Below are 14,064 nucleotides of genomic sequence, written 5' to 3' on the forward strand. Positions count from 1 at the left end.
CGAGCCTCACTCCTTCCCGAAGGCTCGCTTCAGCTCCACCTTCGCGCGCTCCAGTCGCGTGCGCTGCGTCTTCGGCAGCGTCTTGCCGGCGCGGTTGATGTAGAAGGTCAGCATCGACAGCGCCGAGCGATAGGCGCCGGTCTTGCGACGCGAGCTGTGCTCCGCCGAGCGCTTCAGGGAGGCCGCGATCTTCCTGGGGTCCTTGAGCTTGAACACTCCGCGCTTGAGATCGAGTGCGTCGCTCTCCTGCGTCACCCGTTGCGACCAGCGCTTCGGTGCTGCACGGCGATTTGACCCCTTGCGTGTCGTGCTCGCCTTGCGACGCGCGGTGTTGCGCGCGCCCGTCTTCCTTGAATGTGTCGTCTTTCTGACGTGAGCCATGCGTCAACTCCTTGCGGCTCCATCGGAAACGAGCGGTGCCAACGGGCGTTCCCATGGGAACCTGGCCTCGCCGCAGGCGTTGTCGCAGGTGGCAGGCGAATTGCCGCACCCCGATGATCGGATCGACCCGTCCACATCACGTGAGAGGGGTTGTTTCCATTGATCAGACGAACCCGATGGAATTGCAGCAAAGTCCAGCCCTGAACTATGCACCCGTAGTCCCGCCGGCGACCGCGACCGACCGTATCGTCGAGACCAGCATTCCCTCGCGGCTCGACGCGCTGCCGTGGAGCGGCTTCCACACCCGCGTCGTGCTCGCGCTCGGCATCACCTGGATTCTCGACGGGCTCGAAGTGACTCTGGCCGGTGCGCTCTCCGGTGCGCTGAAGCAGAGCCCGTCGCTGCATTTCTCCAATCTCGATCTCGGCATCGCCAACTCCGCCTATCTGGCGGGCGCCGTGCTGGGCGCGCTCGGCTTCGGCTGGCTCACCGACCGCATCGGCCGCAAGAAGCTGTTCTTCATCACGCTTGCGCTCTATCTCTCGGCAACGGCGGCGACCGCGCTGTCATGGGACGTCGCGAGCTACGCACTGTTTCGTTTCCTCACCGGCGCCGGTATCGGCGGCGAGTACACCGCGATCAATTCGACCATCCAGGAATTGGTGCCGGCGCGCTATCGCGGCTGGACCGATCTCGTCATCAACGGCAGTTTCTGGATCGGCGCCGCGATGGGCGCGGTGGCGGCCATCGTGCTGCTCGATCCTGCCGTGATCGATCCCGATCTCGGCTGGCGGCTGGCTTTTCTCATAGGCGCGACCCTCGGCCTCGTCGTGCTGTTGATGCGAATGTGGATCCCGGAAAGTCCGCGCTGGCTGATGATCCATGGCCGTCCCGACGAAGCCCATGCCATCGTCGACGGGATCGAGCGTTCGGTGATCGGGCATGATCAGGACCTGACGGACGGGCGCTTCACGAAGATCCGCCTGAGAATGCGCGATCACACGCCGCTCCGCGAGGTCGCACATACGTTGTTCTCGGCCTATCGCCAGCGCGCGGTGGTCGGCCTCGTGCTGATGAGCGCCCAGGCGTTCTTCTACAACGCCATCTTCTTCACCTTCGCGCTGGTGCTGACCGATTTCTATGGCATTAGTGCCGATCAAGTCGGCTGGTACCTGTTGCCCTTTGCCGCCGGCAATTTCCTCGGGCCCCTGCTGCTCGGCCGTCTGTTCGATACGCTCGGCCGCCGCACCATGATCATGTTCACCTACGGCGCATCGGGCGTGCTACTGGCGATATCGGGTTATCTGTTCTCGATCGGCGTGCTGAGCGCGCAAGGGCAGACCGTGGCCTGGATGGTGATCTTCTTCTTTGCCTCGCCCGCTGCGAGCGCGGCCTATCTTACCGTCAGCGAAACATTTCCGTTGGAGGTTCGCGCGCTGGCGATCGCGGTGTTCTATGCGGTCGGTACCGGCATCGGCGGCGTGATCGGGCCGGCGCTGTTCGGCGCATTGATCGACACGGGATCACGCAATAGCGTGTTCGCCGGCTATTTGCTGGGGGCAGCCCTGATGATCGCGGCTGCGATCGTGGCGTGGCGCTACGCCGTCTCCGCGGAGCGCAAATCGCTCGAACAAATCGCGCGGCCGCTCGCCTTTATGGAGTAGACTGATGAAATCGGAACTTGCGGAGATGGCTTTGGACCAGAAGCGCACCATGCTGGATGACGATGCGCCCGAAGCGGTGCCGGTGCCGCATGCGCTGGTGCCGCATCTCGACGAGATCGCGATCCTGCTCGACATCGACGGCACGTTGCTCGACCTGATGCCGACACCGCGCGAGGTGTGGGTGCCGCCGGGCCTGTCGGAAACGCTGGGCCGGCTGACCGAGCGCACGTCCGGGGCGCTGGCGCTGGTCAGCGGCCGCTCACTCAACGACATCGACCTGATCTTCGCGCCGGACGTGTTCCGCGCCGTTGCCGGCCACGGTGCGGAGATGCGGCTGTCGGTGGACAACGAAGCGGATGCTGTGCACGCGCCGCCGCTCGACAAGGAGCTGAAGCGGCGCCTGGCGGCCATCGCCAAGCTCAGCCATGGCATTCTGCTCGAGGACAAGGGCTACTCGCTCGCGCTGCATTACCGTCTGGCGCCGCATGCGGAGAAGGCGATCTACGAGTCCGTCTCGTTGATCCGCGCCGACCTGCCCAATGCGCCGATCGAGGTGCTGCCCGGAAAGTTCGTCTGCGAGATCAAGCATTCCGGCTTCACCAAGGCGAGCGGCGTGCGCGAATTGATGAAGCACGAGCCGTTCAGGGGACGGCGCCCGTTGTTCATCGGCGATGACGTCACCGACGAGACGGTATTCGCGATCATGCCCGACATGGACGGGCTCGCCTTCTCGGTCGGCCGCCGCGCCATCGGTGTGAACGGACACTTCGATGCGCCGAGCGACGTGCGCGCATTTCTCGCGCGACTGCTCGATCCGAGGTGAAACCAAGGCAGCGCCACTTCGCGGACATGAATACCTTTGGCGCAGCCCCACTGCGCGCCGCGATGCATGCTGCACATCAGGATCGGAAATGCTGTCTTTGCAGCGATATTCCGGGCGTTCCGCAAGCGAAACCAGTTCCAACGCGCGCGCCCGATTTTGGTTTCAATTGGTTGAAACGATGATCAGGAACCATATTGATGAACGGCAGTTAAACGGGGTGGAATGAACAGGAGGGGACGACCTGTGAACTTGGTTATCGTTTCAAATCGCGTCGCGCGCGGCAAACCCAACGAGCCCATGACGGGCGGTCTTGCGGCGGCACTGCTCCCCGTGGTCGAACATTCTGGGGCGATCTGGGTCGGTTCCTCCGGCCGGGTGCGTGATGGCCATCAGAAGGAACCCTTCGCCGAGATCGAGGCGCTCGGGACGGGCGCGATTGCGACGCTGGACCTGCCGGCGGCGCATTATGGCGGTTACTACGAAGGCTTTGCCAATTCGGCACTGTGGCCGGCGTTGCATTCGCGCAGCGATCTGATCCGCGTCTCGCGCGAGGATTATGTCAGCTATCGCGAGGTCAACGCCTTCATGGCGCGCGCCCTGCTGCGCTTCCGAAAAGCCAAAACGGCGTTCTGGGTGCAGGACTATCATTTCCTCGCGCTTGGCGCCGAGCTGCGCGACCTCGGCGTCGATGATCCGATCGGCTTCTTCCTCCATACGCCGTGGCCCGTCGCCGCGGTCATGCAGGGCGTGCCCAACCATCGCGAACTGATCACGGCGATGCTTGCCTACGATCTGCTCGGCTTCCAGACCGAGGACGATCGCCAGAACTTTCTCGGTTATGTCGCCGGCGAGCTTGGCCTCGCCACCGAGGACGGCGTTGCGATCTCGCAGCATGGGCGCACGCGCTGCGAAGTGTTTCCGATCGGCATCGATGCGGAGAAGTTTGCGCAATACGCCGCGAAGTCCGCCTCACATCCCGATGTGTCGCGGTTGCGGCGCAGCCTCAACGGCGAGCGGCTCGCGATCGGCGTCGACCGGCTCGACTATTCGAAGGGGCTCGTCAACCGCATCAGCGCGTTCGACCGACTCTGGACCGAGCAGCCGCAGTTTGCGCGCAGCATCTCGCTGCTGCAGATCGCCAATCCATCACGTGGCGGCATCGAGGCCTATGGCAATCTCCAGAACGACGTTGCGCGCCTCGTCTCCGACGTCAACGGTCGCCATGGCGAGGTCGACTGGACGCCGATCCGCTATTTGAACAAAGGCTTCAGCCAGGCCGTGCTCGCGGGTCTCTACCGCACCGCGCAGATCGGCGTGGTGACGCCGCTGCACGACGGCATGAACCTCGTTGCAAAGGAATATGTCGCCGCGCAAAACGCGGCCGATCCCGGCGTGCTGGTGCTGTCGAAATTCGCAGGCGCCGCCAACGAGCTCGACGCCGCACTGCTGGTCAATCCGCACGACATCGACGGTATGGCGCGTGCGATCGCGGTCGCGGCCTCGATGCCGCTCACCGAGCGCAAGATGCGCTGGGATGCGATGATGAAGAAGCTGCGCGGCCACACCATCCAGCAATGGTCCGCCGACTTCGTCGCTGAGCTCGAGAAGTGCCGGACGGAGAAGGCGGCGGTCGCTCCGCTCGCAGCCCAGCCGCCGCAGGCGCTGCGCTGGCTGAAGTCCGCGATATCAGGCGTGCGGTTGATTTAGGATTTTCGCAGGCTCTATCCACTCGTGATGGCCGGGCATGCCCCGGCCATCGCGTCTTGCCACGCGGATCCGGGAACGTGGATGCCCGTGACGAGCCAGGACGAGCCCGGCATGATGGCCGACGGCGAATAGCGCGACCCTCAATAGCAATACGACACGCCTTCCAGAATCGCGCATTGCCGCTTGTTCGGCGCGTTGGGATCGTCCAGCGGCACCACGCCCTTGCCCTGGCCGACGAACACGCCGGGCCCGACATGGACCGAGCTCTTGTTGCCGATGATCACGCTCTGATGCGGCGTCGCGCTCGAGCGCGTGCCGTCCGGCCAGAGGATGGCATCGCCCGAAAGCACCCCGCGCCGGCCGTCGTCGCAGCTGACGTCGACGCCTTGCCGGGCGCACACCTGCGCGGCGGCGGGCACGGCGAAGGCGGAGCCAAGGGCCGAAATCAGGCCAAAGGCGGCGATGGTCCTGCAGATAGTCATGGCGTCCCCGGTCGCGTTTGGCGGCTTCCCGTGAATCGTCGCGCCAAACCCGCCTGCGGTTCAGGCGGCAGGCGCGTCAAGGCACCTGCAGGGCCAGCTATTGTCCTGTAAATACAACAAGTTGCGGAAAATCGCCCGATTCGCTCCGCGATCCCTTGCAAAATCATCAGCGCCCCTTCAAGAGAGGGCGCTCCGGAGAGATGGCCGAGTGGCTTAAGGCGCACGCTTGGAAAGCGTGTGTGCGGGAAACCGTACCGTGGGTTCGAATCCCACTCTCTCCGCCATATGCGCGGTTTGACCGCTTCGTTCGCTGGCTCACGATTTCCAAAATTCGTACGATCGATGGAGGCGGTCCGCCGGGCCATTCCCGGGAAGCCCGCGGTCATCAAGCGTACCATGACATCATGCCCCCATGGTGCACGCGAAGTATTTATTCCGCCGTCACGCGCTCCTGGTACCGACATTGCTCGCCATGACGTTTCGCACGGCGAGGAGAAGATCAGCTTTCCAGGTTAGGCGCTTTGCGTGAACAGATGCAGGTTCGGGCGATCTCCCGCGACACCGGTCTCTGTATCTCCCGAATTCACAAAGGGTGGATGGATGGCTGGTGATCAGCAACAGTGCATTCACACCTTTTAATTTTAATGAGCGTACGATCGCAAGGCGGCATTGTCTTGCGAGATGGGTGACGCTGCCAAGGCCGTCGTTGCCGCGACCGGCTGCAAGCTCCGCCTCACAAACACCTTCCGCGGAAAATGCGCCGGCCCTGCTTTTTCTGTATATAGCTTGGCCAATCGATTGATTCTCGATTGCGTCAGCGCGGTAACTTGATCCGCATCGGCAATGCTGCAGCTGCCGCAACGCGCCAAGGGGGCATCAAGAGGCATTCATGAGCGCCAGGCTTGGGCCCCTGGCCCAACTCCGTGGCCGCGCTTGCGCCGGTGAGGTGATGTTGCGATCGAGCCAGGTGCGGCCCAAACGATCGCGGCGCTGATGCTCGCTTTGCGTGAGCCCCCGACGCAGGGAATGTCCGCGCCCTTTCGGGACGACTGCGGGCGGTGCTCCGGGTGCAGAGTGCCGCACCGGAGCGATAGATCTGCAGACGAAGCAAACCGCGGCCGACATGGATGGTCCGCATGGCGGGGGATAGTAGAGATGGAGACGTTGGTACTAACGGGGGGTGGTTTTGCCGGCCGGCCGGCCCGCTTGGCGATTGCCGCGGGCCTGGTTTGCGCCATGCCGGCTCTGTCCGGCTGCAACGAGAAAAATCGGTATGCTGCGCCGCCGGCGGCAAAGGTGGCGGTGGCAGGCCCAATCCAGCGGCCGGTCACCCTGTACGCCGAGTTCACCGGCAACACTGCGCCGCTCGCCGCAGTCGATGTGGAGGCCCGCGTTCAGGGCTTCCTGACGGGGATCGGCTATCGCGACGGCGAAGCGGTCAGGAAGGGCCGCGTGCTGTTCGAGATCGAGAGGGACCAGTACCAAGCGCAACTCGATCTGCAGCAGGCGCAGGTGGAGAGCGCGAAAGCCAAGCAGGTGAATAGCAAGCGGGAATACGATCGGCAGGTCACGCTGGGCCAGAAGGACGTTTCCACCCAGCGAGCGGTCGACGAGGCGACGATGAACTACGAGATGGCGAACGCCCAGCTCGCCGCCAACGAAGCCAGTCTCAAGCTCGCGCAGACATCGCTCGGCTATACCACGGTGCGTGCGCCCTTCGACGGCGTGGTTACTCGGCACCTTGCCGAGGTCGGTTCGCTGGTCGGCCAGTCCGGTCCGACGAAGCTCGCGACGGTCCTTCAGGTCAATCCGATCTACGTCTATTTCAACATCTCCGAGCAGCAGCAGATCGACATGCGTGATGCCCTTGCCAAGCAGGGCAAGACGCTCAGGGACCTGCGCGAGAACGCCGAGGAGCGATCGGTCGAGGTGGCGCTCGCCGCGGATACCGCGTTTCAGTACAAAGGCAAGATCGATTACATCGCCCCGCAGCTCGACCCCAACACCGGCACGCTGCAATTGCGAGGGGTGTTCGAAAATAAGGATATCGCGCTGGTGCCCGGCCTGTTCGTGCGTGTTCGGGTTCCGGTCGGCAAGATCGAGAACGCGCTGCTCGTCAATGACACCGCGGTGCAGTCGAACCAGACCGGCAGCTATGTGATGGTGGTCGGCGAGGACAAGGTGGTTGCCCAGCGTCAGGTGACGACCGGTCCGGTGGAAGGCCAGCTTCGTGTCATCACCGGCGGGCTCAAGGCCGACGACAAGGTCGTGATCGGATCGATCCAGCGCGCGGTTGTCGGCAATACGGTCGATCCGGTCTCCGGCACAATGGCCGCCGCCGGCCAAGGCTCGACGCCCGCACCTGCCTCTCCGGTCCCGGCCGCAGGGTCGGGACGAAGCTCGCAATAGGTCACCGGCACTCACAAGGCTCACATGTTCTCGCGCTTCTTCATCGAACGGCCGGTGCTCTCGAACACGCTGGCGTTCCTCATCGTCCTGGTCGGCGCACTGGCGTTGGCGAGCCTGCCGGTGTCGCAATATCCAAATGTGGTGCCGCCGACCGTATCGGTGACCGCGACCTATCCCGGCGCCAGCGCGCGCACCGTGATGGACACGGTCGCTCTTCCCGTCGAGCAGCAGGTCAATGGCGTCGACCACATGATCTACATGCAGTCGACCAGCGCGAGCGACGGCAGCTATAGTCTTGTCGTCACCTTCGACATCGGCACGGATCCGGACACGGCGCAGGTTCTGGTGCAGAACCGGGTCTCGCTGGCGAGCGCGCAACTGCCCAGCGCGGTCTCGACGCAGGGATTGAATGTCCAGAAGAAGCAGACCTCGATTCTTCAGTTCATCAATCTCTATTCTCCCGAGGGACGTTACGACAACCTGTTCCTCGCCAATTACGCCACCATCCACCTCCAGAACGAGCTGGCGCGCGTTCCCGGCGTCGGCAACGTCACGGTGCTGGGGTCGGGATCCTACGCCATGCGTATCTGGCTCGATCCCGGCCGCCTGCAGGCGTTCGGCTTGACCCCGAGCGATGTGACCTCGGCGATCCAGCAGCAGAGCAACGAGGTGACCGCCGGTCTCGTCGGTGCGCCGCCGACGCCGGACACCGTCAACTTCCAATACGTGCTCAATGTCACCGGCCGGTTCTCCGAGGCGGCCGAGTTCGAGAACATCGTGGTCAAGGTGGCGAGCGGCGAGGGCGGCAGGATTGTCCGCATCCGCGACATCGGCCGGATCGAGCTCGGCGCTGCGTCCTACGGCCAAACCGCGACGCTGAACGGCAGGCCGTCGGCGGCGATAGCGATCTCGCAGCTGTCCGGCGCCAATGCCCTGACGATTGCCGAGAGCGTCAAGAGCAAGATGGACGAGCTGTCCAAGTCGTTCCCGTCCGGGCTCGCCTACAAGGTCTCGTTCGACAGCACCAAGTTTATCACCGCTTCGGTCCGCGAGGTCTACGAGACACTGGTGATCGCCGCCGGCCTTGTGCTGATCGTGATCCTCGCATTCCTGCAGGATTGGCGGGCGATGCTGGTGCCGGCGACGACGGTGCCGGTGACCATCATCGGCGCGTTTGCCGCGATGTCGCTGCTCGGCTTCACCATCAATACGACGAGCCTGTTCGCGCTGGTTCTTGCCATCGGCATCGTGGTGGACGACGCCATCGTGATCGTCGAGGGTGTGGCGCGTCATCTGGATGCCGGCAAGTCCAGCCGCGAAGCTGCGGTGAAGGCGATGTCCGAGCTGTTCGGCCCCGTGATCGGCATCACCCTGGTGCTGATGGCGGTGTTCCTGCCGGCGGCGACCTTGTCCGGACTGACTGGAAAGATGTATCAGCAGTTCGCGCTCGTGATCGCGGCGACCGCAGTCATCTCCGCCATAAACGCCGTGACGCTGAAACCGACGCAATGCGCGTTGTGGCTGCGGCCATCGGTGCCGCCGCAGGAGCGCAACGTCGCCGCGCGCGCCTTCAACGCCGTCTACGGGCGCGCCGAGATGCTGTACACGGCGCTGATCAGCCGTATCGTCGCCTTCAGCATTCCGGTTGCATTGCTCGGGATCGCCTTGATCGGTGTTGCGTTCTACAGCCTCTCGACGGTGCCGACCGGCTTCCTGCCGGACGAGGATCAGGGCTATTTCGTCGTCAGTCTCAAGCTGCCCGACGCGGCTTCCGCGCACCGGACAGAAACTGCCGTCGCGGACGCGGTAAAGCTCGTGCAGGCGGTCCCCGGCGTCGAGGACGTGATTGCGGTGTCCGGCATCTCGCCGCTCGACAACAACGCGACGCTGTACAACGCCGGCATGCTCTACGTGGTGCTCAAGCCCTGGGACGACCGAAAGACGGGCGATCTCAGCATCGGCAGCATTACGGCCAATGCCCGAGCCGCTCTCGACGGCATGGACAGCGCGACGGCGCTGATCATGCTGCCGCCGCCGATCCAGGGCATCGGCAATGCCAGCGGATTCACGATGATGGTGCAGATCAAGGACGGCAGCTCCGATTTCGTGGCGTTGCAGAACGCCGTCGACCAGCTCGCCGCCAATGCGTCGACCCAGACCGGACTTGCCCATGTCGCGCCGAACTTCAAGGGGGCGGTCAAGCAGTTCCGTCTGGTGGTGGACCGCACCAAGGCCGAGGCCATCGGCATCACCGTCGGCCAGGTCTTCTCGGCGCTGGAGACCTATATGGGGTCGACCTACGTCAACCAGTTCACCAAGTACAATTACGTGTTCAAGGTCTACGTACAGGCGGATGCCGCGTTCCGGCTCCAGCCCGACGACATCCTCAAGCTGAAGGTGAAGGGTGCCGATGGCCGGATGGTGCCGTTGGGCACGGTCGCCGCCATCAAGGATGAAGTCGGCCCGCCACTGATCACGCTGTACAATCTCTATCCTGCGGCGACCGTCACCGGCAGTCCGGCGACCGGTTTCAGTTCCGGAGAGGCGATGTCGCTGATGAGCGAGGTTGCGGCCAAGTCGCTGCCGCCCGGTATGGGCACCGCCTGGACCAGCATGTCCTACCAGGAACAGATCGTCGGCAACCAGATCTATCGCGTCTTCCTCATTGCATTGGTGCTCGTCTATTTCATCCTCGCCGGTCAATATGAGAGCTGGCTGCAGCCGCTCGCGGTGATCCTCGCCGTGCCGCTCGCGCTGCTCGGCACGGTCATCGCGCTCGATGCGACGGGCATGCCGAACAACCTCTACACCCAGATCGGCATCGTCCTGCTGATCGCGCTCGCTGCCAAGAACGCCATCCTGGTGGTCGAATATGCGCGCGAGAAGCGGGCCGAGGGCATGGAGGTCGCCGAGGCGGCGATCGAGGCGGCACGGCTGCGCCTGCGCCCGATCCTGATGACCTCGTGCGCCTTCATTTTCGGCATGCTCCCGCTGGTATTCGCCAGCGGGGCCGGCGCCGGCGCCCGCGTTTCGATCGGGCTGGCGGTCGTGAGCGGCATGTTGGCTTCGACCTTCCTCGCCGTGCTCTTCGTGCCGCCGTTCTTCGTGGTGCTCGAACGGCTGAGCGTCGCATTGGCCGTGCGGACGAAGCGGGTGACCACGGCTTCGTGATTTCGGCCGCAACTCAGCCGACTCTGCGGCGGTGGATTCCTGAGATGCCGCCGCGGTGGTTTGTCAGATTGCTCGCCGCAGCGCCGGAGCTGGAAGGTTCGGCTCATTTCAGCGCAGTCCCTTCACCAGCCTCATCACACCAATCTCCACCTTCCATCGCCCGCCCGTTTCAACGCCGGATCGTTCACCCGCACGTGCTCGGCCAGGAAATCGATGAACGCGCGCACGCGCGCGGGCAGCGGCGCGGTGTGGCCGACATAGACGGCGTGGATGTCTTCGCGGTCGCCGGGATTGTAGTTTTGCAGCACCGGAACGAGGCGGCCGGATTCGATGTCGGGGCCGATGTGGAAGAGGGCGAGCCGGGCAAGCCCGACGCCGCCCAGCGCAAGGCGGCGGGCGGCTTCACCGTCGCTGGCGCGCGCGACGGGTGTGGGCACGGCCTCCTCGGTGTGATCCCCGCGCCTGAACGGCCAACCGCGGATGCTGCGCGGAAAAGTCCAGCCGATGCCACGGTGATCGGCGAGATCCGCCGGCGTTTTCGGCGTTCCGCAACGGGCGAGGTAGTCCGGCGCGCCGACCACGACCATGCGGCTGCTGCCGAGCTTTCGCGCGACGAGACGCGAGGCCCGCAGCGGGCCGACGCGGATGGCGACGTCGGCGCGCTCCTGCATCAGGTCGATCAGCGTGTCGGTCAGCACGAGATCGAGCGTGACGTCGGGATGCTGCTCCAGGAAGCGCGGGATCAACGGCACCACATGCAGCATGCCGAAGGGAATGTTGCAATTGACCGTGAGACGGCCGCGCGGCGCCGCGCCTGAGGCGGCCTCGCGCTCGGCCTCCTCCATTTCGGCGAGGATGCGCACGGCCCGCTCGTAGAAGGCCTGGCCCTCCTCGGTCAGCGTCAGCTTGCGCGTGGTGCGGTTGACGAGCCGTGCGCCGAGCCGCGCCTCCAGCCGCGACATCAGCTTGCTGACGCCCGACGGCGTCAGACGCAGCTTTCGCGCGGCCTGGGTGAAGCCGCCGAGATCGACCACGCGGACGAAAACCTCCATTTCGGCGGAGCGGTTGGTGTCGAAACGGGCCATGTTGAATTCACGTCACAAATGATTGGATTGCCGACATTCTAATGGTTTTGCGGCCATGCCGCTATCTGCGAGGCTTCGTCTCATCCATCGGAGCCACGCATGCCTCCCGCCGTCCTCGCGCTCACCGCCGGTGCCTTCGGCATCGGCACCACCGAATTCATCATCATGGGCCTCCTGCTCCAGGTCGCCGCCGACATGCATGTCTCAGTGCCGGTCGCCGGCCTGCTGATATCGGGCTATGCACTCGGTGTGTTCGTCGGCGCGCCGGTGCTGACTCTGGCGACGCGGCGGATGCCACGGAAAACAGTACTGCTCGCGCTGATGGCGATCTTCACGCTGGGCAATGCGGCTTGCGCGCTGGCCCCGAATTACGAACTGCTGATGGCTGCGCGCGTGCTGACCTCGCTCGCTCACGGCACGTTCTTCGGTGTCGGCTCGGTCGTGGCCACCAGCCTCGTCGCCGAGGACAAGCGTGCCTCCGCGATCGCCACCATGTTCATCGGTCTGACGGTCGCCACGCTCCTGGGCGTACCCTTCGGCGCGTGGTTCGGTCTGATGCTCGGCTGGCGTGCCGCGTTCTGGGCCGTGACGGTCATCGGCGTGATCGCGTTCGCGGTGGTCGCCGCGCTCGTGCCTGGCCATGTCGGCAATGGCGACAAGCCGATCTCGCTTGCCGAAGAGGTCGCTGTGCTCGGTCGTCCGCAGGTGCTGCTCGGCCTCGCCATGACCGTGTTCGGCTTCGCCGGCCTGTTCGTCGTCTTCACCTATATCCAGCCGATCCTGACGCGTTTCACCGGCTTCTCGGAGGCTGCCGTCTCGCCGATCCTGCTGGTGTTCGGCGTCGGGCTCGCGATCGGCAACGTCGCCGGCGGCAAGCTTGCGGACCGCGGCCTGGCACGGGCCTTGACCGGCACGCTTGCCGCGCTTGCGATCGTGCTGCTTGGGCTGGCAGCCGTGCTATCGATCAAGATCCTTTCCATCGCGCTGATCCTGCTGCTCGGCATCGCCGCCTTCGCAACCGTCGCCCCGCTCCAGCTTCGCGTATTGGAGGCAGCCGGCCCCGGCGGCCGCACGCTCGCCTCCAGCCTCAACATCGCCGCGTTCAATCTCGGCAACGCGCTCGGCGCCTGGGCCGGCGGCTTCACCATCGACCGCGGGTTCGGCCTTCCCGCGTTGCCGCTGGTCGCTGCCGGCATCACCGCGATCGGCCTCGCGCTGGCGCTGTGGAGCCTTCGGCTCGAGCGCGCGTCGGTCGTCGCCGCGGCGTGCCCGGCGGAATAGCGAAGGAGACCCACAATGGAATACCGCAATCTCGGGGCCTCCGGACTCAGGGTCCCCGTCCTCAGCTTCGGCACCGGCACCTTCGGCGGTCAGGGCCCGCTGTTCTCGGCCTGGGGCCGCAGCGACGCGGACGAGGCGCGCAGGCTGATCGATATCTGCCTCGATGCCGGCGTCAATCTGTTCGACAGCGCCGACGTCTATTCGAACGGTGCGTCCGAGGAGATTCTCGGTGCTGCGATCAGGGGCCGGCGCGACAAGGTGCTGATTTCCACCAAAATGAGCCTGCCGATGGGCGAGGGGCCGCACGATGCGGGCTCGTCGCGGCAGCGGCTCCTGACCTCGGTTGACGCTGCGCTGCGCCGGCTTGGCACTGGCTACATCGACCTGCTCCAGCTCCATGCCTTCGACGCCTTCACGCCGATCGAGGAGGTGCTGTCGACGCTCGATATGCTCGTGCGCGCGGGCAAGCTGCGCTATGTCGGCGTCTCCAATTTCGCCGGCTGGCAGTTGATGAAGTCGCTCGCCATTGCGGACCGGCATGGCTGGCCACGCTATGTCGCGCATCAGGTCTACTACTCGCTGCTCGGCCGCGACTATGAATGGGAGCTGATGCCGCTCGCGCGCGACCAGGGTGTGGGTGCTCTGGTCTGGAGTCCGCTCGGCTGGGGCCGGCTCACCGGAAAAATCCGGCGCGGCCAGCCGCCGCCGGCGAACAGCCGCCTGCACGCGACCGCACAGTTCGGTCCGCCGGTGCGCGAGGAGACGCTCTACGCCATCGTCGACGTGCTGGACGCGATCGCGATGGAGACCGGCCGCACCGTGCCGCAGGTCGCGATCGCCTGGCTGCTGAGGCGCCCCACCATCGCCTCAGTCATCATCGGCGCTCGCGACGAAGCGCAGCTGCGCGACAATCTCGGCGCAGCAGGCTGGTCGCTGAGCGCGGATCACGTCAAGCGTCTCGACGAGGCCAGCACGGTGATGCCGCCCTATCCTTATTATCCCTATCGCATCCAGCCGGGTTTTGCCCGGCTGAGTCCGCCGCCTGTGTAGTCCAGGGGGCG

10 protein-coding genes and 1 tRNA gene are annotated in these 14,064 nt (G+C 64.9%); 8 read left to right on the forward strand and 3 right to left on the reverse strand.

What is annotated here, in order from left to right:
- Nucleotides 1–6: 6 nt before the first annotated feature.
- The gene (locus ACSHT2_RS22240; RefSeq protein WP_440636552.1) at nucleotides 7–381 is read right to left on the reverse strand and encodes a DUF3175 domain-containing protein; all 375 of its coding nucleotides are present in this window, start codon (nucleotides 379–381) and stop codon (nucleotides 7–9) included.
- A 176-nt stretch (nucleotides 382–557) separates the two neighbouring features.
- Between ACSHT2_RS22240 and ACSHT2_RS22245 the strand changes: the two genes are divergently transcribed.
- From ACSHT2_RS22245 to ACSHT2_RS22255, 3 genes are all read left to right on the forward strand, one after another.
- Nucleotides 558–2,045, forward strand: coding sequence for an MFS transporter (locus ACSHT2_RS22245; RefSeq protein ID WP_440636553.1), 1,488 nt, complete (start codon nucleotides 558–560; stop codon nucleotides 2,043–2,045).
- Between the two features lie 4 nt (nucleotides 2,046–2,049).
- Entirely contained in the window at nucleotides 2,050–2,868 is an 819-nt protein-coding gene (otsB, locus tag ACSHT2_RS22250) for a trehalose-phosphatase (protein WP_440636554.1), read from the forward strand.
- Between the two features lie 243 nt (nucleotides 2,869–3,111).
- Nucleotides 3,112–4,575: a trehalose-6-phosphate synthase gene (locus tag ACSHT2_RS22255; RefSeq protein ID WP_440636555.1), complete on the forward strand. Its 1,464-nt coding sequence runs from the start codon at nucleotides 3,112–3,114 to the stop codon at nucleotides 4,573–4,575.
- 140 nt (nucleotides 4,576–4,715) lie between these two features.
- Here ACSHT2_RS22255 and ACSHT2_RS22260 read toward each other — a convergent pair whose 3' ends face one another.
- On the reverse strand, nucleotides 4,716–5,057 hold the full coding sequence (locus tag ACSHT2_RS22260) for a hypothetical protein (protein ID WP_440636556.1): 342 nt from the start codon (nucleotides 5,055–5,057) through the stop codon (nucleotides 4,716–4,718).
- 194 nt (nucleotides 5,058–5,251) lie between these two features.
- Here ACSHT2_RS22260 and ACSHT2_RS22265 point away from each other — a divergent pair.
- From ACSHT2_RS22265 to ACSHT2_RS22275, 3 genes are all read left to right on the forward strand, one after another.
- Nucleotides 5,252–5,341: transfer RNA gene (locus ACSHT2_RS22265), tRNA-Ser, on the forward strand.
- 952 nt (nucleotides 5,342–6,293) lie between these two features.
- Nucleotides 6,294–7,466 (forward strand): efflux RND transporter periplasmic adaptor subunit, encoded by a 1,173-nt coding sequence (locus ACSHT2_RS22270; protein ID WP_440636557.1) that lies wholly within the window; start codon nucleotides 6,294–6,296, stop codon nucleotides 7,464–7,466.
- A 24-nt stretch (nucleotides 7,467–7,490) separates the two neighbouring features.
- On the forward strand, nucleotides 7,491–10,637 hold the full coding sequence (locus ACSHT2_RS22275) for an efflux RND transporter permease subunit (protein ID WP_440636558.1): 3,147 nt from the start codon (nucleotides 7,491–7,493) through the stop codon (nucleotides 10,635–10,637).
- A gap of 134 nt (nucleotides 10,638–10,771) precedes the next feature.
- On the opposite strand, the gene ACSHT2_RS22280 is transcribed toward ACSHT2_RS22275, so the two are convergent.
- Nucleotides 10,772–11,722: a LysR family transcriptional regulator gene (locus ACSHT2_RS22280; RefSeq protein WP_370117805.1), complete on the reverse strand. Its 951-nt coding sequence runs from the start codon at nucleotides 11,720–11,722 to the stop codon at nucleotides 10,772–10,774.
- Nucleotides 11,723–11,821: 99 nt separating this feature from the next.
- Between ACSHT2_RS22280 and ACSHT2_RS22285 the strand changes: the two genes are divergently transcribed.
- A complete protein-coding gene (locus tag ACSHT2_RS22285; protein ID WP_370117808.1) occupies nucleotides 11,822–13,003 on the forward strand; it encodes an MFS transporter in 1,182 nt (393 codons plus the stop codon).
- A gap of 15 nt (nucleotides 13,004–13,018) precedes the next feature.
- Complete coding sequence (locus ACSHT2_RS22290; protein WP_440636559.1) at nucleotides 13,019–14,053, forward strand: aldo/keto reductase; 1,035 nt, start codon at nucleotides 13,019–13,021, stop codon at nucleotides 14,051–14,053.
- Nucleotides 14,054–14,064: the final 11 nt, after the last annotated feature.

Source organism: Bradyrhizobium sp. PUT101, assembly GCF_052043945.1.
Lineage (GTDB): Bacteria > Pseudomonadota > Alphaproteobacteria > Rhizobiales > Xanthobacteraceae > Bradyrhizobium.

Bases quoted from the DNA above. Each gene is read 5' to 3' on its own strand.
- ACSHT2_RS22280 (WP_370117805.1), bottom strand. From the start codon at position 11,722: ATGGCCCGTTTCGACACCAACCGCTCCGCCGAAATGGAGGTTTTCGTC.
- ACSHT2_RS22270 (WP_440636557.1), top strand. From the start codon at position 6,294: ATGCCGGCTCTGTCCGGCTGCAACGAGAAAAATCGGTATGCTGCGCCG.
- ACSHT2_RS22240 (WP_440636552.1), bottom strand. From the start codon at position 381: ATGGCTCACGTCAGAAAGACGACACATTCAAGGAAGACGGGCGCGCGC.
- otsB (WP_440636554.1), top strand. From the start codon at position 2,050: ATGAAATCGGAACTTGCGGAGATGGCTTTGGACCAGAAGCGCACCATG.
- ACSHT2_RS22245 (WP_440636553.1), top strand. From the start codon at position 558: ATGGAATTGCAGCAAAGTCCAGCCCTGAACTATGCACCCGTAGTCCCG.
- ACSHT2_RS22285 (WP_370117808.1), top strand. From the start codon at position 11,822: ATGCCTCCCGCCGTCCTCGCGCTCACCGCCGGTGCCTTCGGCATCGGC.
- ACSHT2_RS22290 (WP_440636559.1), top strand. From the start codon at position 13,019: ATGGAATACCGCAATCTCGGGGCCTCCGGACTCAGGGTCCCCGTCCTC.
- ACSHT2_RS22275 (WP_440636558.1), top strand. From the start codon at position 7,491: ATGTTCTCGCGCTTCTTCATCGAACGGCCGGTGCTCTCGAACACGCTG.
- ACSHT2_RS22260 (WP_440636556.1), bottom strand. From the start codon at position 5,057: ATGACTATCTGCAGGACCATCGCCGCCTTTGGCCTGATTTCGGCCCTT.